The organism is Paenibacillus sp. GbtcB18 (assembly GCF_019091125.1).
Classification (GTDB): Bacteria; Bacillota; Bacilli; order Paenibacillales; family NBRC-103111; genus Paenibacillus_F; species Paenibacillus_F chitinolyticus.
The window spans coordinates 109272-133094 of sequence record NZ_JAGXJX010000006.1 but is presented as its reverse complement, the minus strand read 5'-3'; the positions used below and the strand labels follow the sequence as shown (position 1 = coordinate 133094).

13 protein-coding genes are annotated in these 23823 nt (G+C 55.5%); 2 read left to right on the top strand and 11 right to left on the bottom strand.

Annotated elements, in window-relative coordinates; all coding sequences use genetic code 11:
• Positions 1–101: 101 nt before the first annotated feature.
• Positions 102–1679, top strand: a complete 1578-nt coding sequence (locus KVT34_RS18390; RefSeq protein ID WP_217560273.1) for a M4 family metallopeptidase — start codon at positions 102–104, stop codon at positions 1677–1679.
• A gap of 174 nt (positions 1680–1853) precedes the next feature.
• On the opposite strand, the gene KVT34_RS18385 is transcribed toward KVT34_RS18390, so the two are convergent.
• The 6 genes from KVT34_RS18385 to KVT34_RS18360 all read right to left on the bottom strand — a co-directional run bounded on the left by KVT34_RS18385 (position 1854) and on the right by KVT34_RS18360 (position 10702).
• Complete coding sequence (locus KVT34_RS18385; RefSeq protein ID WP_254634976.1) at positions 1854–2225, bottom strand: DUF898 family protein; 372 nt, start codon at positions 2223–2225, stop codon at positions 1854–1856.
• A 44-nt stretch (positions 2226–2269) separates the two neighbouring features.
• Positions 2270–3016: a copper amine oxidase N-terminal domain-containing protein gene (locus KVT34_RS18380; RefSeq protein ID WP_217560272.1), complete on the bottom strand. Its 747-nt coding sequence runs from the start codon at positions 3014–3016 to the stop codon at positions 2270–2272.
• Positions 3017–3296: 280 nt separating this feature from the next.
• On the bottom strand, positions 3297–8780 hold the full coding sequence (locus KVT34_RS18375) for a glycerophosphodiester phosphodiesterase family protein (protein ID WP_217560271.1): 5484 nt from the start codon (positions 8778–8780) through the stop codon (positions 3297–3299).
• Positions 8781–8977: 197 nt separating this feature from the next.
• The gene (locus KVT34_RS18370; protein WP_217560270.1) at positions 8978–9190 is read right to left on the bottom strand and encodes a hypothetical protein; all 213 of its coding nucleotides are present in this window, start codon (positions 9188–9190) and stop codon (positions 8978–8980) included.
• A gap of 70 nt (positions 9191–9260) precedes the next feature.
• Complete coding sequence (locus KVT34_RS18365; RefSeq protein ID WP_217560269.1) at positions 9261–9749, bottom strand: DinB family protein; 489 nt, start codon at positions 9747–9749, stop codon at positions 9261–9263.
• Between the two features lie 62 nt (positions 9750–9811).
• Positions 9812–10702: a DUF6597 domain-containing transcriptional factor gene (locus tag KVT34_RS18360; RefSeq protein WP_254634975.1), complete on the bottom strand. Its 891-nt coding sequence runs from the start codon at positions 10700–10702 to the stop codon at positions 9812–9814.
• Positions 10703–10960: 258 nt separating this feature from the next.
• Here KVT34_RS18360 and KVT34_RS18355 point away from each other — a divergent pair, with 258 nt between their 5' ends.
• Complete coding sequence (locus KVT34_RS18355) at positions 10961–14233, top strand: S8 family serine peptidase (RefSeq protein ID WP_217560268.1); 3273 nt, start codon at positions 10961–10963, stop codon at positions 14231–14233.
• Between the two features lie 249 nt (positions 14234–14482).
• Here the strand turns inward: KVT34_RS18355 and KVT34_RS18350 are convergent, their stop codons facing one another.
• The 5 genes from KVT34_RS18350 to KVT34_RS18330 all read right to left on the bottom strand — a co-directional run bounded on the left by KVT34_RS18350 (position 14483) and on the right by KVT34_RS18330 (position 23803).
• Positions 14483–15061, bottom strand: a complete 579-nt coding sequence (locus tag KVT34_RS18350; protein ID WP_042232170.1) for a TetR/AcrR family transcriptional regulator — start codon at positions 15059–15061, stop codon at positions 14483–14485.
• A 183-nt stretch (positions 15062–15244) separates the two neighbouring features.
• The gene (locus KVT34_RS18345) at positions 15245–16867 is read right to left on the bottom strand and encodes a copper amine oxidase N-terminal domain-containing protein (RefSeq protein ID WP_217560267.1); all 1623 of its coding nucleotides are present in this window, start codon (positions 16865–16867) and stop codon (positions 15245–15247) included.
• Positions 16868–17034: 167 nt separating this feature from the next.
• Positions 17035–18000, bottom strand: coding sequence for a LacI family DNA-binding transcriptional regulator (locus tag KVT34_RS18340; protein WP_217560266.1), 966 nt, complete (start codon positions 17998–18000; stop codon positions 17035–17037).
• Between the two features lie 160 nt (positions 18001–18160).
• Complete coding sequence (locus KVT34_RS18335) at positions 18161–21622, bottom strand: GH36-type glycosyl hydrolase domain-containing protein (RefSeq protein WP_217560507.1); 3462 nt, start codon at positions 21620–21622, stop codon at positions 18161–18163.
• A gap of 21 nt (positions 21623–21643) precedes the next feature.
• Positions 21644–23803, bottom strand: a complete 2160-nt coding sequence (locus tag KVT34_RS18330; RefSeq protein ID WP_217560265.1) for a glycoside hydrolase family 3 N-terminal domain-containing protein — start codon at positions 23801–23803, stop codon at positions 21644–21646.
• Positions 23804–23823 lie beyond the last annotated feature (20 nt).

Below are 23823 nucleotides of genomic sequence, written 5' to 3'. Positions count from 1 at the left end.
AAGGCTGTTTGCAAGGTCGCAGCTAAGATTAACCGGCTAACGCGTTTTGCCCAGGCGCCGCACAGCGGCCATCAACCATTTCCTAGGAGGGATTTTTTATTATGAAAAAGAAGCTGACTTCGCTCGTACTCGGAGGAACATTCCTGATTGCATCCGCTCTGCCTGCAAGTGCAGCAACCGCCGAGGTTGCAACGCCGAAATCCGTAACCCCTAAATTTATCGGGGAGACGTGGAAAGCGCCGGCAGGACTTTCAAACGATGAGAAAGTGTGGGGCTTCCTCGATCACAAGAAAGAAGCGCTAAGCCTTAGCGGCAGCTTGAAAGACAATCTGAAGATTGTCACCAAGCAGACCGACGCTGCGAGCGGAACGAATCACTATCGCCTGAAGCAATACGTCAAAGGAATCCCGGTCTACGGAGCGGAGCAGACGGTCCATCTGGATAAGAACGGGAACGTGACTTCTTACCTCGGAAGCCTGCTGGCGGATTCGGAGCAAGAAGTGGCTAACGGAGTTACGGCCAAAATCAGCGCTTCCGATGCGATCAAAACCGCTATTGCGGACACCGAGAAAGCCGTCGGCAAACTCGGCCAGCAGCAGAAGCCCGCACAAGCGGAGCTGACGATCTATCCGCTGGAAGGCAAGAACGTGCTCACCTATGCGACAGAGGTGAACGTATTGGAGCCATCGCCGATCCGTACCCGTTATTTTATCGATGCGGTTGACGGTTCTATCGTGAAGAAGTACGACCTGCTCGACCATGCGGTCGGTACGGGCAAAGGCGTGCTGGGTGATACGAAACAGTTCGTTACGACACAGAGCGGCTCGACTTTCCAGCTGAAGGACACCACGCGCGGCAACGGCATTGAAACATACAGCGCCAACAACGGTTCCTCTCTGCCTGGCGTACTTAAAACAAGCACCAACAATACCAACTGGACGGACGGGGCGGCCGTAGACGCTCACGCTTACGCGGAGAAAGTCTACGACTTCTACAAAACCAAGTTCGGACGCAACAGCCTGGACGGCAACGGAAAGCTGATCAAATCAACCGTCCACTACGGACAAAATTATAACAACGCCTTCTGGAACGGCGTACAGATCGTTTACGGAGACGGCGACGGCGTCAACTTCCTGCCATTCTCCGGCGATCCGGATATCATCGGCCACGAGCTGACGCATGCCGTAACCGAATACACGGCCGGCCTGGAGTATTACGGCGAGTCCGGGGCCCTGAACGAATCGATTTCCGATATTTTCGGCAATACGATCCAAGGGACCAACTGGCTGCTCGGAGACGATATTTACACGCCGGGCAAACCGGGCGACGCGATCCGCTCCCTGTCCAATCCGGAGCAGTTCAACCAGCCTAACCACTACAGCAAACGGTACACGGGCACTTCCGATAACGGAGGCGTTCACACGAACAGCGGCATCAACAACAAAGCGTTCTACCTGCTCGCGCAAGGCGGCACTCATTATAATGTTTCCGTAACGGGCATCGGCCGTGACAAAGCTATCAACATTTACTACCATGCCCTGACGTACTACCTGTCTCCATATTCCAACTTCTCCAACATCCGCAAGGCTGCCGTACAATCCGCGGTAGACCTGTACGGGGCCGGCTCTGCCGAAGCCGTATCCGTGGGCAAAGCCTACGACGCAGTCGGCGTAAATTAAGCGGGCGGCTTAGCCTTAAAGTCTAGTCCGTCGGGGGCATCACCGCGAAGTTTGCGGCTGCCGCACCGCCGGCAATAAAGAAACCGCAGTCCTCCTTAGGAGACGACTGCGGTTTCTTTTTTTACGGATGCTGCCGTACGGCAGACAGGTAACGCCGGGCGTATCTGCTCTTTTTTACCGGAAATACGTGTGCTTGGTTTTCCACTGTTCCAGCTTGATGCCCGCCCAGAAGAAATAAATGCCGAATGTGACAATGCCGAGCAGAAACCACTTGATCCACGATCCGAAAAGTCCGACCGCCGTTCCTTCAAAGCGAAGACGGTGTCCTTCAATAACGGTATGCTCAATCTTCCAGCGATAAATGATGACGAGGCTCCATGGGTAACAAATCCCTGCCGTTAGAGCCGTGATGATGGCCCCGAGCAGATACAGGCCTATCAATTCCAGCAGGCCTCCGTCAAAATAAGATGCTCCGCCCTGCGGCTTCCGGTTGGACTCGAAATGCAAATCCTTCGGAAGCGTTACGTTGATCGTCGTATTGGCCATATCTTTTGCGATCTTCCCTTCTTATTTTCAGTTAAAAAAGCCGTTTATTTGCCGGACTTCCACTTATCAACTTCAGCCTTGGGCACTTCACCTGCAGGAACTTCTCCGATATAAGCGGTAGACGTGGGTCCGTAGTAGTTGACCGGAAGCTCCAGAATGTCGCAGGCGGCTCTCATCGGAACATACGTCGTCCCGTCGTAAAGAAACGTACTATCGGCGATGCGCTCCCCATGCACCTTCACCTGCACACGATCCAGATAAACGTCGATGGTTCCGCCGCCTCGCACGAGCGTTCCGGCTGCCGCATCCCCATTCGCGCCCTCTTCCGATAGCTGCTTCTCCCATTCGTCGATAACCTCATCCGGGACTTCACCGGCGGGCAGTTGGCCGATATAGGCCGTCTGGGTAGCCCCGTAATAATTCACGCTTAATTCGAGCAGGTTAGCCAGATCCCTTATAGGCAGGTATGTAGTCCCCTCATATAAAATATTAGGCGCCACGAACTCTTTGCCGCTCACCTTGATGTTCATCCGGTTAAACTGGACATCGAGTCTTGCCTGCACGGCATTATCCCCCGTCTCTTGCCCTCCGCTTTCTTGTCCGGAACAAACCGGCGTGTCCGGAAAGTCTTCACAGAAGTTTTGACACAGCTCATCACCGGGATCTTCTTCGCAAATCCCGATATAAGCGCTGTGGGGCAGAAGATAATCTCTCGCCATTGCCGCCCCCGTGAAACTAACCACGGCCATCATCAAAAGAAGCGCCGCCAAAAAAGATGTTTTTTTCAACACGTTTTAAATCCCCCTTCTCCGTTTCACAAAATATTCCCCCGCAAACATTACAGTGGTTATAACAGGATCTTTCTCCTGTATTTATCGGTTTTTCCATCCATGTTTGTGAGTCTTTAGACCTAATTTGTTTACTTTTTGAAGTAAACACTTAGCTGAATGCCTCCAAAGAGCACTTGGAGCGTATAGGACGAAGCCCTGTTATGGTGAGAAAAAGCCCGTGAACACCAAAAACCTGCGCAGAAATTCCGCGCAGGTTTGGGATCGGGCGCTTTCGCTTGCTTTAGTTGATGAAGCCGGCGGTGACAAGGAACCGCCCCAGCATCACCGCGGACTGAGCGCGGGTCGCTTCGCTTGTCGGCGCCAGCGTGCCGTCCGTCACGCCGTTCATGAGACCGGCCTGAACGGCTGCGGCTACTTCCGCCTGCGCCCAGACGATCTTGCCCGAATCGGTATACCGGGCAAGAATCTCTTCCTGCTGCGGCTTCGTGATCGCCGCAGCGGATGCCGCGCCCGCATAAGGCAGGGCGCGGACGAGCATGGCCGCCTGCTCCTCGCGGGTGATCGGGCGCTGCGGACGGAACGAGCCGTCCTCATAGCCGCCGATCAGACCCGCAGCCGCCGCAGCGGCCACATCCCCGGCGAACCAGTCGGCGGAGCCGACGTCGCCGAAGCCTGCCGGCCCGGCCGCTTTCGGCAGGCCGAGCGCCCGGACAAGCAGCGCCGCGAACTCGGCGCGCGTAACGCTGCGCTCGGCGTCGAACCGTCCGCCGCCGCTGCCTTCCACGACGAGCTTCGCCGCGAGCAGCTCGACATCGGCCTGCGCCCAGTGGCCGGCCATGTCGGCGAAGACCGGCGCGCCGCTTACGACCGCGTAGAAGCCGCTGCCGCTGCGCTTAAACGTCACGGCCGTCTTGGCCGTGCCTGCCGGTGCGAAGAGGGATGGCGCGAATGAGATTGTCTTCTCATTCGGGTAAGCGCGCACGCCTGTCGCTCTCTTCGCGTCGAAAGTCCCGTCCAGGGTCAGCTCCAGCTGTCCCTGTGACTCCAGCGCCGCAGAGCCGCCGGACTGGGCCTTTGCGGCGATTTCGAGCTGCACCGGCGTTCCGGCCGCCTGCAAGCCCGCCGCTTTTACGGCCGCTCCGATCGCGGCCGCATCGCTGCCCACCGCATAGCGGAGAGTGTAGCGCACGGTCATGCCGCGGCTTTCGCCTCCCAGCTTGCGGGCCGCTTCGTCCAGCTTCAAATCCGCGAGCTGTACGGTGTACTTGCCTATCGGACCCGCGATGACGAGTGTCCGGCTGCCCTGAGGGGCGTCCATGAGTGCGGACGCCGGGATTTCGACCGTATCGCCTGTGTAGGCGATTTCTACGGTCGAGTGGGTTTTGAGCGCTTCCCGCAGAGCGGAAGCGTCTACGGCACCTTCGGACGCCGTCACCTTGCCGGCAGATCCGCCGTTGTTGCCGTTGTTATTTCCGTTATTGCCGCTATTGCCGTTGTTACCATTATTTCCACCGTTGTTTCCTCCGTTGTTGCCATTGTTGCCATTGTTGCCGTTGTTTCCTTCGCTTCCATTGTCGCCGCCTCCATCGTTTCCGCCGCTGCCGCCTTTTACTTCCAGGGTAACCGGCTGGGTGTAGAGGTCATATTTGTTATTGGCATCCATAGAAGCCGTGTAACGCAGGAGAACATGAGCTTTGCCCGCTTTTTTGCCTGTGATTTTGCTGCCGCTTACCTCCACGACATCCTGACCGTCCAGCAGAACGATATCCGGTGCGGCGTTCGTTTTCGTCCCTCTGTAGGACTCCACTTCCAAGGACAACGCCACGTTTTCGCCCCGAGACAGGGTGTACGCACTCTTCCCCGGCTTAACGGAAGCGGCCCAATCCGCGGCCCAGGACGCATAGTCGGTCGTAATGCCGAAGGCGCCGAGCCCGAAAAACTTCATAAAATCGTTCTTGTTGTTAAATGTCCACGGAGAGATGATAACCCCCCGGTGTTTGGCGGCTTCCATAAAGTTTTTGCCGAGTCCGCCGTAGCTTGTGTTGAAGGTTGCGTTCAAAGGCTGAAGCACCTTGAGCGTTTCCCTTAGCGATTTGTTAACGTTGGCTTCGTTCGCATAGCCGCTTGTAAGCAGACCCGAAGGCATCTCGGGCATCAGCTCGGCCAGCCTCTTCAACTGATTCGTATCGAAGGACATCGCGTCGACGATGTCTTGGGCTTTCTTTTCCTTGAGGATTCTGACAAAAGCATCGACCGCCGCGGGCGTACTGGTTTTGATTTCAGCCATTACCATGCGCCCTTTGGATCTGGCCAGGTCGATCTGTTCATCCAATGTCGGTATTTTCACATCGGGGTACCCGGTCGGGAACGGCTTGTTCGCGTTGAGCTTTTTGAGCTCGGCAAGGGTAAAGTCTTCGACTCTCCCTTTACCGTTCGTCGTATTTTCCAATACCGAATCGTGAACGATGACCAGATGGCCGTCTTTCGTCAAGTACATATCGTTTTCGATATAATCGGCTCCGTACTCGAGGGAAAGCGCATTGCTTTCGATGGTATTCTCCGGAGCCTCGGAAGGAATACCCCGGTGGCCGATAATATACGGTTTACGGATCAGAGTCGTTCCGTTGGAATACAGCTTCAGTGCCTGGATAGCCGCTTCCGGCGCATCCGTCACGATGCCGTTCGCTCCGCCCGTAATCAGATTATGCAGGGACACGGTTTTGTCCGCTTGAACGGACTGGTCCTGCGCCCACACCACTAAAGCCCGCTGCTGAAGATAAGCCATACTCTCGCGTGTAGCCGCTTTTTGGGAAAGCAGCGCAATTTTGGCGAGATTAACGGTCGTTTTGCGGCGTATTTCCATCAAATCTTCGTTCGTATCCGCTTTGGCTTGGCGGAAATCCAGAATGCCTCGGATGATCGGATAGGCCAAACGCGCTTTTTTGACCAGCTCGCCTTTGTCGGACACGATGAACGCGTCTTCGATTCCTCTCGTTTTCAGCGCTTCGACAAGTTTGTCGGTGCTCAGCTCATCCCGGACATAGAAAGCCGGAATCACTTTGTTGTTCAACGCTCCCAAGATTTCATCCAAGCCGGCGATTTCTGCGCCTCCTGGAGCGGTGATTTTCAGATTGCCGTTCACGTACATCATGGCCGTCGCCGGAAGGGATGTTCCCTGCAGCTTAACCAGGTCGGCGGAGGATTTCAGCTCTGTGACTACGGTAGGGGCCAGGGAAATCTTCGTTTCCGGCTCCACGACTTGCACGAAACGCTCGGAAGGCAGCGGAGGAAGGGCATCCTGCTGCAGGGTGACGCGGATGTTGTCCACCTTCATGCGGCTTCCGTTCGCCTGGAAACCGATGCGGCCCTTCTTGTAAGCGCCGGCGTTATCGGTATCGACGAGAAGCTTGTCGCCGATCCATTCCTGTACCCGATCGCCGTAAGCTTTTACGGTATAATGGTACATTTTCGCAGGGTCGATCGCTTCGGTGTAAGAAGCGCGGTCCATAACATTCCATTCGTTGGCGGGTGTCCGTTCCGCGAATTCAACTCCGTTGACGGCTGCCGCATTTTGCCGCACGGCCATCTGGCAATAAGGGACGTTGTCGTTTTGGATACGGAACATGATCGAATGCCATCTGGCTGCATCGTTAGCGGACAAATGCGTCATATCCGCTTCGATTTTGTAATTCCCGAACAGTCCCAGATACTCGGGTAGCAGTACGCGGGAAGGATTGTCGGGGGCGGCGGAGGCGTTCAGTACGAATGCGCCCGACTTGACGGCCGCCGCGGATGCGGTCGTTCCTTCTTTTCGGGTCCAGTCTTTCGGAAGGGCGCCTTCGGCCACTTGATCGAAGTTTTCCTCATAGAGGGTGTATTCCTTCTCCCCCGGATTTTTGGCTATGACCATCAGGATGAGCGACGCGTTATCCTTCTGGACCGTAACCGGGTAAACGCCTTTTTTGTTCACCTGCAAGGTGCCGTTTGCGGCTGCAACCTCCGGACCGGCAGGCTTCCATTGAAGCTCGCCGCCTTTCAGCGTCCCTTTGGAGAAATCGCTGAATTCCGCCTGGAAGCTCAGTGTATTGAGATCCAGCTTCACGCCGGTATCCGTCAGCATATACCCTTCCGCATGCTGCAGTTTAACCGCTTGAGCGCCCGTTGCCGAAGGAGTGACGGTGATTTCACGCGCCGCTTCCGCGTTGGCGTAAACGGCTTTTACGGTCACTTTGCCCGCTTTTACCGGATAGAGCTCGTTATTCACGATTTTCACGATCGTCTCATCGGAAGAATACAAACGAATCGCTCCCGGGGCAGGTGTTTCCGTTACCCCGTCCGAGTAATAAACGCTGCCCGTAACGGTCGCGGGACCCGTCAAAGCCTCCAGCGTGCCCGGCATTGTCACATCCAGCCGTTCGGCCGTTACCCGCGTCACTTTCAGGTTATCGAACGAAACTTTGCTCTGATCGGCCTGAAAGCCGACTTTTCCTTTTTCAAGCAGATTGGATGAAAAGTTCTGATCCATGAGAAGCGTAAAATCCGCCTCGTCCTTGGCTTTGATATATTCTTTGACATTGTTTCCGACTGCGCGCACCTTCAACGTATAGTCCTTATTGAACTCCAGCGGTTTCCACATGCCGCTTACCGGCGTAGGCGAAGCCCAGTTGTTATTGGGCATCCGGTAAGCCAGCTCGAAAGTCCCGTTGCGGCGGACCGCCATCTGGTTGTACGGATTTTTCCCGTCGGCCGCACCCCTGAACATGAGGGCCGCCCACCTCGCATCGTTTAGCACCTCTTCAAACCGCATGTCCGCCTCGACGATATAATCGTCCCACTGGACAGGCGCGGAGATGCGGGCCTGCTTGCCGGAGGCTTTGCCGTCGAAAGCCATGCGGCCGTTGCCGTATGTATCCTGAACGACGGTAAAGGGATCGCTTCCCGCGTTCGTATCGGAAATCCAGCCTGCCGGAGTATGTCCTGCCGGATAGCCGTCGAAGTTATCCTGCAGAAGCACAGGGTCCAGCTGAGCCGAAACCGGGTTCTCGTCTTTCAGGTTGAGAATTCCGTAGCCTGCCGTGTCGTTCCAGAACGATTTGGAGTTATACGCGCTCCAGTAGCTTGTCCGCTGCTTGCTCGTGTCCGCCTCGTAACGGTCCGTTACACCGATCTCAAAGCCGAGCTGCTTCTGCAAGCCCGCGTCAAAACGGAGCATCTCCCACGGGATCGCGGTTTCCAGCGTCCATCCGCCCTGGTCGGTGCCGACTGCCCTCAAAATTTTCTTCTCGTCTTTGCCGCTGTGGTTGCCCAGCGCCGCCCCGAAATGAAATTCCGGCGTAGAGCCGGGTTTGTACACGAATCCCGCCTGCATATCGTCGGCTGCAAAAGGTGCCGACTGATGAAGGGTCGGATCGAAGAAGAAATTGATATTGTCCTGCTCGAACCAGTACCCCGTCCCGCTTGAGAACAGCGTGTCGTCCTCGGCTTTCACGCCGATGTACAAGTACTTGTTATCCCACAACATTCCGAACCGGGCGTTTTTGAACGTGCCTTCGCCTGTCCGGACATTCATCGTTTCGCTGACATTCCAGAGCGACTCATCGAGCTTGCCGTCGATTACGGGCGGAGTCAGCGTCTTGCGGACATCCAGTGCCTTCCTCCCCGGGTCGGCAGCGTATGCCGCCGCGTCGAACAGGCCAAGCGGAGCCGTACCGCACAGTAAAGCGGCGGTTAGAAACAGGCTCAAAAACCGGGAGAATCTTCTCATTTCTGATCCATTCCTTTCGAATGAGATATCCGGATCGGTTCCGGACGGCCATGGGCGAGAACAACAAAAAAACCCTCTATCCATCAAACCGGAAAATGCCGAAGCAAGACATTTTTCGTTTGTGCATAAAGGGTTTTCTCCTGGACTCTTACCCTTGGATATTCAGTTGTTCCTGCATGACTCTTACTTTACCAGTACTATGTCAACGCTGCGTTAAGTATGCTTGAAGATTTTGTAAGCGTGGGGTGGAGGCCGCCGCCGGAACGGCTCTGCTCGGCCGCCGCATCTCCTGCACGGTCTACTTCCGGTACAAACAGCTCTCGGTGAGAAGACGCCTGAACCGCCCCCGCTCCTAATCCCCGTACCTGCTCAAAAGAAAGAACCCGCCGTTCAACCGGCGGGTTCCGCATGACGATCCTTCCGCCGGATTAACGGCGGTTGGCAGCAGGAAGGAGTGCGGCTCCTTCCTGCTTTTTTATGTTAAGCGTACAGCATAAAGAAGTTCAATTCATGACCGTTCTGCTTCAAATAATTGTACAGCTGCGAACGATGGTGGAAAAGATGCGTCACGATTTCGATCAGCCATTTGATTTGAGGCATGCTGTGCTCCAGATAGAAAGCTTTCGTCTCTTTGTTCAAAAGCTCGTCTTCGCTCAGTGAAACCATATAAGCTTTCAGCGTGTCGAAGTGTGTCCGTAGCCGCGTCGCCAGTTGCTCCGGGTCCGTAATATCCTGCCCGCCGTTTTCGACAAGTTCAACCTCCGGCTGCGATTTTTCCTGCAAAATTGCCAGGTCCGAGGCGGGCAAGGCGGCGATATGGTGGACGAGCTGCAGAAGCGTCCGCATATTTTCCCCAGGGGTGAACTCCCACTCCTCCGGTCTGATCCGCCGGATCAGCGCCTCGCTTGTCCGGACCGACAGCTCCAGCTCGTCCAGAAGATGATCCCTGATTTGCAAAACTCCGCTCATACGTAATCCCATCCTTTCTTGTTCCATCCGAGATATCTATCAGTATAACCAAACATGGCCGCCTACAGATAGGATAAATCGGACATGCCCCGGTATTCGGCCGCCGCCTTAATCGGCGATGCCCCGTAAAATCTCTTGAACTCACGGATCATATGAGCCTGATCGAAAAATCCGCGCGCCGCGGCCGCAGCCGCCCAATCGGTGACGGAACCGGCCCGAATGTCCCTGAGAAGCGTTTGAAACCGCACCACTTCGGCGAACTTTTTCGGACTGAGGCCCACCCATTGATTGAACGAACGGTGAAGCTGTCTCGTGCTGACGGTTTCGGACCGCGCCAATTCGCTTACCGTCTCCCCGCCGCCTGAAATAAAAACGCGGTACAGTACGTTCTTCATCCGATTGTCCCCGTCCGTCCCCTTGTCGCTCAACTGCCGCATCAGACATGCTTCAACCGCTCCGATTCGTTCCCCGAAAGAACGGGCCTCCCGAACCCGCTCCTCTGTTTCTCTCCCGATAACCGGGCCGATTTGCCGGGCGGCAACCGCCTGATCGTGAAATTCGGACAAGGCCGTCCGCAGGAACGGATACGCACCGCCGGGCATAAAGCGGATTCCGAACTTTCTCAACAGCGACCCCTCCGTGTAGGAAATGGAAAAAGCTTGCTGGAAAGTGCCGCAGTACCTTACGTCCATTTCACCCGTTTTCAAATTCTCCGTAAAGATGATATCCGTACAGCCGTCGGGAAGAACCCGGTCCACCGCATCCGGCCGAAGAAGCAGCTGCGCACTCCCGGATCCGCGCGGTTCGGACTGCCAGTAACAGCATACGTACGGCTTAAGAGCGGGGGACGGCCCTTTTTCTTCATATATATAGGTAGAAACTCTTCCGTTCGCCTGAACGGGCCGGAATAGGTCGTGCAGTCTGGCGTCCATCGTCCCGAAAATCCCTCCCATCCCTTATATCCTCTATCTTCCACTATAATCCCGCAAGAAAAGCCGAGCAAGGCTCATTTCGAAGGCAAATTCCAACCCATTTTTCATGAAAAAAAATATTTTCTGTAAAAAGGCTGAAATTATCCATTTTTTATGGAATACATTCCCTTTAGAAACTGTCTTACATATTGTACAGGCCTAATCTCGAAAAAGGGGGGAGGTTCCGGATCGTTCACTAGCTCGTTTATTGTTCAAATATGAATGAAAAGAGGGAACTAGTTGAAAAATCGCCATCTCATCCAAAAACTATCCGTGATGTCGCTCGCGTTTGCATTCGTTGCAGGCACGGCGCTGCCTCATGCCAGCGCAGCCCAGTCCGGCAAAAGCATCCAACCGCGCACCCAGCTCAATGGTTCTCTGAATCCCGGTACAAACTCGCTCCCGGGCCAGGTCAAAGGGTATATTTCCCCGAAACTGAATACGGCCTCCACGAATTCCGTCCGTGTTATTGTCCAGCTGCAAAATCAGCCGGTCGCCGTAGGCAAATACGCCGCTAAGCTGGGCATGTCCGCTCTGGCAGCCGAATCTACCGAATCGGCCATTACGCAGGAGCAGACCGCTCTGGTCAGCGCCGCCAAAAGCAGCGGAATTAACCTACAGGTCAATTACCAGTATAATACAGTCCTAAACGGGCTGGAAGTAACCGTTCCCGCCAATAAAATTCCCGCGCTGGCAAAACTGGCCGGCGTCAAATCGATTCACCCCAGCGCCAATTATTTCCCGATTCCCGTAGACGAACCGAAAGGGCTGGATGTCAGCAGCCCCAATTATGACATCACTCCGCTGAAACAGATCGGCGCGGATGTCGCCTGGGCCAAAGGCCTCACAGGCAAAGGCCTCAAAGTCGGCGTTATCGATACCGGAGTCGACTATCTTCACCCCGACTTGAAGGATGCCTACAAAGGCGGCTACGATTCCTTCGAGAAGGATAACGACCCTTACGAAGAGCCTCCGCTTACTCCGGAGGAAGACCCTTACGGCACCGGATTTGAAGGGACGTCGCACGGCACCCACGTATCCGGAACGATCGTAGGAAGAGCATCGAACCCAAGCTCGGACATCGTTCAAAAAGGCGTCGCTTACGAAGCCGATTTGTATGTATATAAAGTGCTCGGCCGGAATCCCGAAACGGGTAGAGCCTCCGGCTCCTCGGCGCAGGTTATCGACGGCATCGAGCATGCGGTTAAAGACGGCATGAACGTCATTAACCTGTCGCTCGGCTCCGACTCCGAGAAAGACCCGAACTCTCCCGACGTTGTCGCCATCAACAACGCCGTTCTCGGCGGTGTAACGGCCGTTATCGCGAACGGCAATGCGGCGGATAAAGGGCCTTACTACTACTCGCTGGGCTCGCCCGCCACTTCGCAGCTCGCTATCTCCGTGGGCGCCGTCACCAGCCCGAAAACGCAGTACACGGCATCCGTATCGGAAGCGGTCTATACGCCGCTTGTTTCCCCGGGCGCCGCTGCAGTGCCGCCGGTGACGCCTGCCGCCGCCGGATACAATCTCAATGTGATGGCCTGGGAAACCGGCCAGGAAAACTTCGCCTCCATTCTGGGCACCAGCCCTAGGGACGTCGTGTACGTCAACCTGGGTCAGCCTCAGGATTATGAAGGCAAAGACGTTACCGGCAAAGTCGTGCTGATTTCCCGCGGGAATCTCGCCTTCGTGGACAAAATCGCCAACGCCAAGCAAAGAGGCGCGAAAGCGGCGATTATTTTCAACGGCAACACCGAACGCGGAGACGCGACTAAAGCCGATCTTTCCGAATCGGTCATCGGCCGTGACGGCTTTGTCGGTTCCGCCGCTTACCTGGGCGACGGCTTCGAGTACATTCCGACCTTCGACATGAAAGGCACGGAAGGCCGCGCTCTCGCCAGAAAAGCGCTGGCCGCTCAAGGACAGACGCTGAAGCTCGCTTTCGGGGCCAACTATCCGAAGAGCGAAATCCCGGGCGATACGATGGCGACGTTCAGCTCCCGCGGTCCGAACGTGGACGGCGACCTGAGCATCAAGCCGGATATCAGCGCTCCGGGTGTGAGCATTCTGTCCACATGGCCTGCCTACGGCAAGCAAAAGCCGAATGCGAGCTACAATACCGCCTACAGCCGCATCAGCGGTACCAGCATGGCCACTCCGCACGTAGCCGGCCTTGCGCTGCTGCTGAAACAGCAGCATCCGGACTGGTCGCCGCTGGATATCCGCGCTGCGCTGGCTAACACGTCGGACAAAATCAGCGACCTGGACGGCAAGCTGTACGACGTCTACTCGCAGGGCGCAGGCCGTGTGAACGTGGGCACTGCCGTGAAGACGCAGGCGCTGCTCCAATCCGTGGAGCCGATCACGATTCTCGATAAGTACTGGCAGCCGCAAGCCGTGACGAACTACAATCCGTCCGTCAGCTTCGGCCTTCTGGCACCGGGAACGAACGCCCAGAAGGAGCTTCAACTGAAGAACGTATCGAAGCAAAGCGTGACCTACTCGGCCAAAGTCGTGCTGCATCCGAACGTAACGTCGGACCCTAACGCTCCGACCCAAACTCCGGATGTCGCGAACCTGACCGCCCAACTGCTCGGCCTGCAAAACGGTAAACTGACCGTTGCGGCCGGCGCTTCCAAAGGTTTTTATTTGTCCGTAACACCGAAGAACAATGCGGTTAAAGGCGTTTATGAAGGCGAAGTGCTTCTGGAAAGAAGCGGCCAGCCTTCGCTGCACCTGCCTTTCGCCGTACATGTCGGCCAAGATAAGCCGGAAAACGGATTCGGTCTGCAGGAACTGGAGCAAACGGAAAATGCCATTTATCCCGATAATCACGACGGCTCCCCGACCACAACCGACCTGTCCTTCCGCCTGACGGCCAAGGACGTGAACGCGATTTCCCTCTGGGCCGTGGGACTCGATGACAAAGAAATCGGCATCCTCGACGAAATCACCCGGACCGACTCTAACGGCCGTCTCAAACTGATCGAGCCCGGCGTTTACTCGTTCGAAGGCATCGACGGTTCTTATGTGGACGGAGAGCTGGATGCGAACGGTAACCTGAAGGTGAAACAGCTTGCGGAAGGCACCTACAAGCTCTCCGTAATCGCTCAGAAGATCGACGAGTTCGGCAACAACGTGGACGGTATCTCCTACACGGCATACAGCTCCCTGCGTATCGCCAATCTGGAGAACGACCGCGTCGCCAAAGCGAAAGACGATTTTACGGCTAAAATCGTCAATACGCGCAAAATCAACCAGCCGGTTCTGCAGCTCCCTAAAACGGACGGAATCGTGTACAAGGTCACGAACAGCTCCAATAAAGCTTACATCGACAACAGCGGTGTTCTGAAGTTCGTCCCGAACAGCGGGATCGTCAACGTCGAACTGACCGTCACCATTTCATCCGTCAAGAACCCGGCCGCCAAAACCACGGTCAAAGTTCCTGTCGTGCTGAGCAAATCGTCCATTCCGCAGCGCCAGACAGCCGATGAGAGCGCGCTTGCCGAATAAGGCGGATCGGCTCTTCAACGGAGTAAGCTGCGCCCAGTAATGTCAGCGGCGTCAGCAAAAAAGCCATCTTCCGGCGGCCTTAGGGCAGCCGGAAAGATGGCTTTTTTTATAGTCCGGCATGTCCGCCGGCTGACAGCTTCAGCAACATCAGCTTTAGCGGCAGTCGTCTTTTATCGACCTAGCCGTCAAATTTAGTTATGAAAAAGGGGCCTGCCGGAACTCCGCGGTTCCTTTATACGACACCCCGGTTCATTTAGTCAGAGGATTCCCTCCGCCGTTCCACCAGAGGCCGAAAAGCATGTCCGCCCATTCCTCGGTCGGCACATTCAGCCAATTCGGCGTGTCGATCGCATGAAAAAAAACCGCCGTGATCACCGGAAGAGGAATATCCGCCCTCAGCGCGCCCGCTTCCTGGGCTTTCTGGAACAGAGCGGTCAGCTTTTTTTTCAAGTCCGCATGGCCTTCATTCAAAAATTCAAGGTCGCGCCTCGCTTTGTCCGAGGCCGTTTCGTCGATTTTGGGGGCCGCCAGCATCAGCGTATGGAAGTTCGACAGCTCCAGAAAAATAAGCAGCACTTTTTTTATGGCCGCTACCGGTTCGAGCTGCTCGATCCCTTCGCAAGCCTCGATCGTCTGCTCCATCGTTCTGCGCATGCAGGCCGCGACGATCTCTTCCTTGTTGGCGTAATATTCGTAGATTGTGCTTCTTGCGCCCGACAGCATTTCGGACAAGGCTTTCAGATGAAAGCCGTCATAGCCGCGCTCCATCAATAAGCGCTCGGTCGCGTCCAGCAGCTCCGATTTAGTAAACGCCCGTTGTCTCGCCATAACCCTCTTCCCCTTCCTCCCCCCTATCTTATCACCGCGCGGATAGACAGACAAACCCTAATGGAGAAGCCTCTTGAGACGGACATCCGGGAAGCTGCCGCTGCCCGTCCTTATTCCGTAAAAAAGGCCCTTGCCGCCTACAAAGCGGCTAAGGACCGGGTAACAGAGTTTAATACATTCAAGTTATTTGTTCGTCTTATAGATATTTATTCGTTTAAGAAGACGGTCATAGGGATCGTAAAGGATCAGATTTCCAATATTATCAATCGTGAAGTCAGAGTAAGTGATTAATTGGAGAGGCCCTGTCAATTTCTCCCCCTCATGAGTAACGTTATTCTGAGGGAACTTCACATAACCTTCCACTCCGGGTACCATTCTTTCATATGTTCCGCTTTTGGGCTCATATAAACCTTGATTATAAATCAATTCATCCATTTTAAAATAGCTTTCAACTTTACCGTCGGTATCTATCCGGTAAAAGCCTTTCTTATCTGCGGCGTAAAAATACCCGTCACGGGCAACCGCACTATTAATTGACTCTAAATTTACCTGGGCCACTTCTACCAGATAACCATCTTCCCGCACACGGCTTATTTTTTTATTAGCCCGGTCTAATAAATAGATCGATCCGTCTTTGACTACCGATGTTAGCCGTTGCTTTGTTCCTTCTTTTAAAAAACCCGTGGTTTTCCGTTCTTTGTTTATTTGAGTGTAAACCCTCTCCATAAACGTGTTGCTGTAAAAGAAAGTTTGTCCATCCAGGGTTGTTAAGAAATCGTTCATACCTTCTTCATCAGTTTGTTCTAGATGATAGGTAATCACTTTGATTTCCGGCAAGATTTCATAAAAAACCGTAATGTTCTCTTGTCCACGAGTACCGGCATTGGCAAGCATATAAAGTTTATCGTTGATTTCATCATAAAAAAGTTTTCCGGGTTTAATATCCCGATAGCTTACTTTATGGACTTGATCACTTTTATCCGTATACTCAAGGTTAAACTTTTCATTTATAGCAACCGCCTCTTGTAATCTTCTGTTGTCTCCTTGTTTCTGGTTATACACGGATATTCGGTAGCCGCTGTCGCCCGGACGGCTTGAATTAAAATCAATCATGTATACATTCTCAGTTTTATCCGCCACAAAGCTTGAAACAGATTCTTGCTGAAAATTGCTACCTGTTCCGTTTTCGTTTCGCACAAAAATAACCGTTTTCCCAGGCATAAGGGCTAAATTATCTACAGACGGCTGTGGCAGCTTTTCCTTTATGGGAGCTTCCGGCCTATCAATCGGCGGAATTGGCGGTTTCCTACCCTCATCCTTCCCTGTAATGCTGATTATTTTAGTCTCATTATCATAAATAACCGTTCGGTTTAAACTTTCAGCAATAAAACGAAGCGGCACAAGGGTCGTATCATTAACGATTACTGGCGACTGCTCCAATTCCGTTACAATCCCATTAATAGTTGCTGTAGGTTGACCCACATGTAATAGGATCACTTTCTCAGACGTAGTCAAAATAGCCTTTCTCGAATCGTTTTCCCACTTTACTTCTGCTCCGAATGACTCTCCGACAAAACGGAGCGGCAGCATGGTCGTATCATTAACTAAAACAGGTGCCGCCGGCAGTTCCGTAATAGATCCATCCATTAAAGCTTTTTTGCTGTTTAATGTAAATTCCAGCTTAAAAGGAACATTTTCGGATTTAACTTCTGGAAACGCAGCACTTGAAGCAAATCCTGAACCAGCTAATGAGACCACACTGAAGATGACCGTTAAAAAAGCTATACACATACACTTTCTACTCATGTAAACTCTCCTTGGAATGAATATTACTCCAAGTATAGTATGTTTTCCGAAAGTTGTATCTAATTTATCCCATTAAATTTCACAAAATAAGAACTTATATTGTATTCTCCTGCTGCAAGCCCCCATTTGTGTGCAAATACAAACAAAGCGTAATAATCTTCTCCCCCCTACGCATTCCCCACCGACTCGCCCTTCACCAGCGTGACGTAGATCCGTTCATGCTCGACCTTCTCGCCGGCGATCAACTTCAGAAGCTGTTCCGCCGCCAATGCGCCCCACTTGTGCTTGGAATAGTCGATCGTGGCCAGCCGCGGGCTGACGTACGCCGACAGCTCGATATTATCGAAGCCGATAATATGGATATGCTCGCCGATACGGTACTCCGATTCCGCCACGGTATTATAGACGCCAACCGCCATCTCGTCGTTGAGACAAAGAACGGCAGCCGGCTCCTTATAGGCCTCCAGGATGCGCCGTGCGGCTTTCTCCCCGGACTCTTTATCGAAGCTGCCCGGCAGCTCGGTACAATCCACATCCTTGTAGCGCCCTACGGTTTGCCGGACGGCATGTAAGCGCTTGGCGGAATCGTAAGAATCTTGCGGTCCCGCTACTACGTATAGCTTGCGGTGCCCTTTTTCCAGGACGTAATCGGCAGCCAAATTGGCCCCCGCCTTGTTGTCCAGAAGCACCTGATTGATGTTCGGGTGAATCAGCTCGCGGTCGAGCACGACGATTTTATGGCCCCTGTCCGCATGCTGCAGCAGTTCTTCGTCGGTAAAAGCGGCATCCAGGATAATGGCCCCGTCGATCATCCGTTCCGGCAGAAAGCGGTGGGATTGGGACCCGCTGCAGACGATAAGCTCGTAATCGTGCCCGTTTAAATACTCCTTGATTCCCTGCAAAAGATGTCCGTAGAAAGGTCCGCTGAAATCGGTCAGAAAGACGCCGATAATTTTACTTTCCCGCTTTTTTAGCGTGCGGGCCGCCGCATTCGGAGTATAGTTCAATTCCTTGGCGATCGCCAAAATCCGGGCGCACGTCTCGTCGGTTACCTTGGGGCTGCCGTTCAGCGCGTAAGATACCGTCGAAATGGATACGCCGGCTTTTTTTGCGATATCTTTAATGCTTACCACTATTCTCGCTCCTAACCTTGTTGCATTCGCTGTTTTCTCTGGTCTCGTTTAACCTTCTCACACTCCGTACTCACGCTTCTATTTATTTACTATACCATTAAATGAACAGGTAAAAGAGATGCAAAAGGGCGATCCGTGAAGATCGCCTTTCGCCTTGACTTTAGCTGTAGATTTCGATCACGTTCGGTCCTTCCGCGGTCAGGCTTTCCAACTGTTCGCCGCTCAGGAGCAGCCCTCCGGTCCGGTAGCGGTTGTTCAGCCGCCGGGCTGCCGCTTCCCGTCCGTTTATCGTGACGCGGGAAACTTCACCGCCGCTCAGATGGTACACGAAGGTTACCGGTCGGTCCAGAATGCGGAACCGGAAGCAGAGACCGTCCAGCTCCTCGCCCAGCACGGGGTCCACGATGAGACTTCCGGCTTCCATCCGGATGCCGAGACCGTTCGAAATGAGCTGGTTCATGTAAATTCCCGGGCCGCTGGAGTAAATTCTCCAGCCGCCTTTGACCGGCACGCTGCCGTCGCGCAGCTCGTTAAAGCGCTCCTGCGCCTCGTAGCGGGTGTTGAATCTCCCGTCGGAGCTGCTGAAGTACGCGTTGCTCTGGCGGAGCTCCGCATTCGGAACCACGTCCTGCAGACGGACGGGGTTGATCATCTGGAGCCCGCGCCACACCTCGCCGGTCTTGCCCAGCTTCGCCATCGCTTCGACGTAGCGGATATGGGCGTGCACGTACTGGAGGCCGACTTCGCGGCCGAAGTTCGCGGCCTGCTCCGCGCGCTTGAAGTTCGTGCTGACGCCCCCCGCGTAATTCGCGGGCCGGTTCATGAGCCGGACGCCGTCCGGACAGTACATTTCCGCCTTGATGAGGCGGTAATGGGCCTCTGCCTGCTCCGGCGTCAGCAGCTCGCTGATCATGCTGCGCGTCATCGGCAGCAGGCGGTAGGTGATTCCCGTTTTCGTATCCTCGGGATGGAGCATCTTCTCGGCTTTGCCGGGCTCCTCCATGTACAAGAAACCGGGAATCACGGACGCTTCGGACGGCAGCATATAGCGCATGTATTCGGCCTGAATGCCGTCCGCCATGCCGCGCAGCTCCGCCGCCAGCGCGCTGCGGCTGTCCGCCAGCACGACAGAGAGCCGGCGGAAGACCTGGTAGGTCAGCGACACGGTCCAGGAGCTGACCATAAACCGCTTCAGCTGAGCGTTAGCCGGCTGAAGGGTGTCGTCCCAGTCTCCGTCCCCGTAGGAGGACAGATGGGTATCGTGCAGGAAATGGCTGCGGATGTAGCCGATTTCCTTGACGGCATGCTCCAGCAGGGAAGCGGTCTCTTCCGTAAAGTTCCCCCCGTGGCGCCTCGTATACGGAAGCTGCTCGTCCAGGATCGATAAATCCCCGGTGGCGCTCAAATAATCGGCAAGCACCTTAAGCGGCCAGACAATGACGTCCCCGTGGCTTTCTTCCTGCTGGATATGGGAATACCGGTCGAACATGAACCACTGCGGCCAGCTGCCGTCGTCTTCGAACTGATGAGAAAACACGGTCCGGAGAATATCCCGGACTTCGCCGTATTTCCCTGTCGCCAGGAAGTATTCGGACGGGCCTTGGCATACGTCACGCGTCCCCCAGGCGGCTCCGCCGTACTGTTCCAGACCGTGCGGAACGGAATAATGAACGAGCATGTTGTGCGTGTACCACCAGGCAAGCACGTTCATTTTCGCCAGCTCCGGATCGTTCTCCCCGTCTGCCCGGTACAGGTGAAAACCGTTCATGACGGAACCGAGGAATGTACGGTAACGCTCCGCTTCCAGATCCGCTTCCCGGTCCGCAAACGTCAGCTCTTCCCCGCGCAAAAGACCTTGGACGGTCATACTCCAGGAGGAGCTTTCTCCCAGTTCCAGAACGGCCAGGGAGGCGGAACCCGGCTCGGCCCCCGCCGCAAGACGCGTTTCGTCGGTCACGCGCAGCGGAGCTCCCGCGACCTGCATGCGGTAGGTAAGATCCGGCCATACCTGCGCACTGTCCGAGGCGGCATCCGCCGTGAATAGAAGCGTTTGACCGTCTTCTTGTACCGACAGATGAAACGGAGCTTCATATTCGTTGTTGTTCATCGAAACTTGATGAGTAACCAGGTAACGGTAGGTTTTGCCCTGCACGGAACGGAGCTCGAGACGAACCTCCGGCGCATCCGCTGCCGTAAAGGCGGTTACGATAACCGTGTCATCGGCCAGTTTATAATACCAGCGGGTATAGTTGAACCCGATCTCGAACAGGGACGGCATCGTCAGCAGACGGTATTCCCCGCCGGTTTCGATATAAATGCGCTGTCCCGACGTTTTGGAAACGTTGAGAGCGTTCCGGGCGTTCGTCAGCATTTTGTTAAACGAAGTATTGCCCACGGTCAACTGGGAATTGAACAAGCCGTACATGTATGCGGTCGATGTCAGAACGGATTCCCGGAGTCGGGCGTTATCCCCGCTCATCAGAATATGCCCGTGCGGACGCTCGACGCGGAGCTCCTTGGCTTTCAGCACGACATGCTCATTTGTCTCCGTGAAAAAGGAAAGCAGCTCGCCTTCCAGCGTTTCTTCCAGACGGCGGTCGGGAAAATATCCGGCGACTTCATCCGCGGTCATCGCGAGTCCGGTAAGCGGCGCACCGATATCGCCCGCCAAACGCACCGGCTCAAGAACCGTGGAGCCGCTTGCGGCGACGGTGACGGAGCTGGTGTCGCTGTTGGTGTCGCTGTTGGAGCTGGTGTCAGTGCCGCTGCCACTGTCGCGGCTGCCGTCGGCAGTCGAGTTCAAAGCCTCGGCCTGTTCCCAGGCGGCAGAAACTTCCTCGGCGAACTCAAGAGCGGTAACGGCTTCGGGATGGTTTTCTTTGAACAGTCCGTAAAAAACGAACCGGATCGGCTCCGCACCCGGAATGATACGACGGGATTGCAGCGCCGTATACGCAAACTCGTACTGGTAAATCTCATTCGCGAGATGAGGACGGGCTAACGCTTCGGGCTTATCCGTTTCTTTATAGGACAGCCCGTAAAATTGGAAGCCGTCGGTGGAGTATCCATCCGCCCCCGTCAGCGACCCCTGCTGCACATACGGAAAAGCGCCGCCCTGCGGCTGGTTCTGTCTGGAACAGACAACATACCCGTGCTTTTCGTCCCGGTAAACGCTGTGGTCGATATATTGGGACATGTACGCTTCGTTGCTCCGTACCGCCCCTTTATCCGCGAGACCGAGATCCTGGCCGTACAGGATATCAACCGGAGTATCCCCGGTTCCTCCCGTCAGCGTTACGTCCCAAAACCAGATATTTTGCGGAGTCAGCGTAAACGTTACTTCGTAGGAAATACCTTCGACCTCTCCGTTCCAAACGATGCCGGACTCCTTCCGGCTTATAAGGCTGACCGAGCGGACACCGAGCAGAGGATAAGCCTGAATGCCTTTCTCACGATGAAGACGCAGATACAGGTTGTTCATGGAGCCGTCCAGCGGATTACCGATCCACTGGTTGATCAGGGTCGAACCGGATACCACCTCCCCAATATCCCCGCTGTTCAGGAATGAGAATTGCAGGCTGCCCGATTTCAGTTGTAACGACCGATCCTTCAACTGGGTCATGGTGATGTTCACTCGCTTTCTTTACTTCGTTAATCGGAACCGGAGCTCTGCGGTATCACGGCTGTTCGGGCCGACGAAGACGGCAAATTCTCCCGGATCGCTTGCAAAACTCAAGTCGGAATGATGGTAACGGAGCTGTTCTTCGGTTAAGTCGAACCGAACCTCGGCCGTTTCACCCGGCTTCAGGAACAGTTTCCGGTACGCTTTCAATTCCTTGACCGGACGGACGACCTCACCTGCCATGTCACGTATATAGAGCTGGACGACTTCTTCTCCTGCGGTCTCTCCCGTATTGGTCACGTTGACACGTACCGTCAGCGGCTGTTCCGCCGACATGCTTGCGGAGTCCAGTGTCGGAGTGTCGTAGGTGAAGGTCGTGTAGCTTAAACCGAACCCGAATGGAAGCAACGGTTCGTTGGGAATATCCAGATATTTGGAAACGTAATGTTCTTGGGCGTCCAACGCATCTTTGGGCCGTCCCGTATTAAAGTGATTGTAATAGACCGGCACCTGCCCTACGCTGTGCGGGAAGCTCATGGACAGCCGGCCGGACGGGTTCGCCCGGCCGAAGAGCAAATCGGCGATCGCCGCGCCGCCTTCGGTGCCCGGGAACCAGGCCTCCAGCACGGCGTCGGTCTGATCGATCAGGCCGTGCAGATCGAGCGGCCGGCCGTTGAACAGCACGGCCGCCATCGGCTTGCCGAGCGTCCGCAGCTCGGCGACAAGCCTCAGCTGCGCTTCCGGCAGCCGGATGTCTCCGCGGCTGCAAGCCTCGCCGCTCATGCCCGAGTGCTCGCCCAGCGCCAGCACGATCACATCGGCGCCGCGCGCCGCTTCCAGCGCGGCCGCGGTTTGCTCCGGCGTGCCGCTCTCGATGCCGCAGCCTTCCGCAACCGTGATCCGGGACGGATCGGTGTGCGCGGCCAGGCCGTCGTACAGCGGCACCGCTTCGTCCTGCGAGCCGAGCCACGACCACGGCCCGAGAATATCGCCGCTCTTGGCGAACGGGCCGATCAGGGCGATGCTGCGGTCCGGCTTCAGCGGCAGGACGCCTTCGTTCTTGAGCAGAACGCACGATTTCTGCGCCAGTTCTCTTGCCGCGCGTCGGTGTTCCGCGCAGAGCACCACTTCCCGCTCGCGCTCTTCATCCGCGCCGCGGTACGGGTCCTCAAACAAGCCGAGCTTCTGTTTGAGCCGCAGAATGCGCAGAACGCCTTCGTCGATAAGCGCTTCATCGACTTCGCCGGAGGCGACAAGCGCCGGGAGATGATGCACGTAGCACGCGGTCATCATCTCGATGTCGACGCCCGCCTCAATCGCCCGGCGGGCGGCTTCGGCTTCATCCGCGGCGGTCCCGTGCAGAATCAGCTCCTTGACGGCTCCCCAGTCGGAGATCAGGACGCCGTCGAAGTTCCATTCTCCGCGCAGCAGATCGCGCATGAGGCGTTTGTTGCCGCTGGCCGGAATGCCGTCCACCGTATTAAAGGACGTCATGACCATCTCGCAGCCTTCTTCCAGAGCGGCCTTGTAAGCCGGCAGATACATCTCCCGGAGCTGGCGCTCCGACATGTCCACGGTGTTGTAATCGCGGCCCCCTTCCCCGGCGCCATAGGCGGCGAAATGCTTGACGCAGGCCGCCACCCGCTCCTTGTCGCCGGTCAGGTCCGCGCCCTGGAATCCGCGCACAAAAGCCCGCGCGTATTCCCCGTTCAGGTACGGGTCTTCGCCCGTCGATTCCATCACGCGTCCCCAACGGGGATCGCGCACCAGGTCGACCATCGGGGCGAAGGTCACGTGCACGCCGGATACGGCGGCTTCTCTCGCCGCGATTTCCGCGCTTTTCTCGGCCAGCTCCATATCCCAGGAGCAGCCGGTTGCCAGCGGTACCGGGAAGATCGTCCGGTATCCGTGCACGACGTCCGCCATGAACAAGAGCGGAATCGCTTTCGGTCTGCCGCGCAGGTGAGCGTCCTGGACGGCTTTGACCTGCGCGGCGCCGGCTACTCCCAGGACGGAGCCCGCATGGGCCGTCATCTCGCCGGTAATGCCCATGGAAGCCATGGGACCGGTAATCTGTCCGTCCGCCCCTTCAAAAAAAGGACCCGCCAGCTGCAGCAGCTGAGCGACTTTTTCCTCCAGCGTCATTTCCTTTATCCTAGCCAGCAGCTGTTGTTCCGTCATTCCGCCGCCTCCTCGCGCAG

Bases quoted from the DNA above. Each gene is read 5' to 3' on its own strand.
- KVT34_RS18390 (WP_217560273.1), top strand. From the start codon at position 102: ATGAAAAAGAAGCTGACTTCGCTCGTACTCGGAGGAACATTCCTGATT.
- KVT34_RS18385 (WP_254634976.1), bottom strand. From the start codon at position 2,225: ATGGCCAATACGACGATCAACGTAACGCTTCCGAAGGATTTGCATTTC.
- KVT34_RS18375 (WP_217560271.1), bottom strand. From the start codon at position 8,780: ATGAGAAGATTCTCCCGGTTTTTGAGCCTGTTTCTAACCGCCGCTTTA.
- KVT34_RS18370 (WP_217560270.1), bottom strand. From the start codon at position 9,190: ATGCGGAACCCGCCGGTTGAACGGCGGGTTCTTTCTTTTGAGCAGGTA.
- KVT34_RS18365 (WP_217560269.1), bottom strand. From the start codon at position 9,749: ATGAGCGGAGTTTTGCAAATCAGGGATCATCTTCTGGACGAGCTGGAG.
- KVT34_RS18360 (WP_254634975.1), bottom strand. From the start codon at position 10,702: ATGGGAGGGATTTTCGGGACGATGGACGCCAGACTGCACGACCTATTC.
- KVT34_RS18350 (WP_042232170.1), bottom strand. From the start codon at position 15,061: ATGGCGAGACAACGGGCGTTTACTAAATCGGAGCTGCTGGACGCGACC.
- KVT34_RS18345 (WP_217560267.1), bottom strand. From the start codon at position 16,867: ATGAGTAGAAAGTGTATGTGTATAGCTTTTTTAACGGTCATCTTCAGT.
- KVT34_RS18335 (WP_217560507.1), bottom strand. From the start codon at position 21,622: ATGACCCAGTTGAAGGATCGGTCGTTACAACTGAAATCGGGCAGCCTG.
- KVT34_RS18330 (WP_217560265.1), bottom strand. From the start codon at position 23,803: ATGACGGAACAACAGCTGCTGGCTAGGATAAAGGAAATGACGCTGGAG.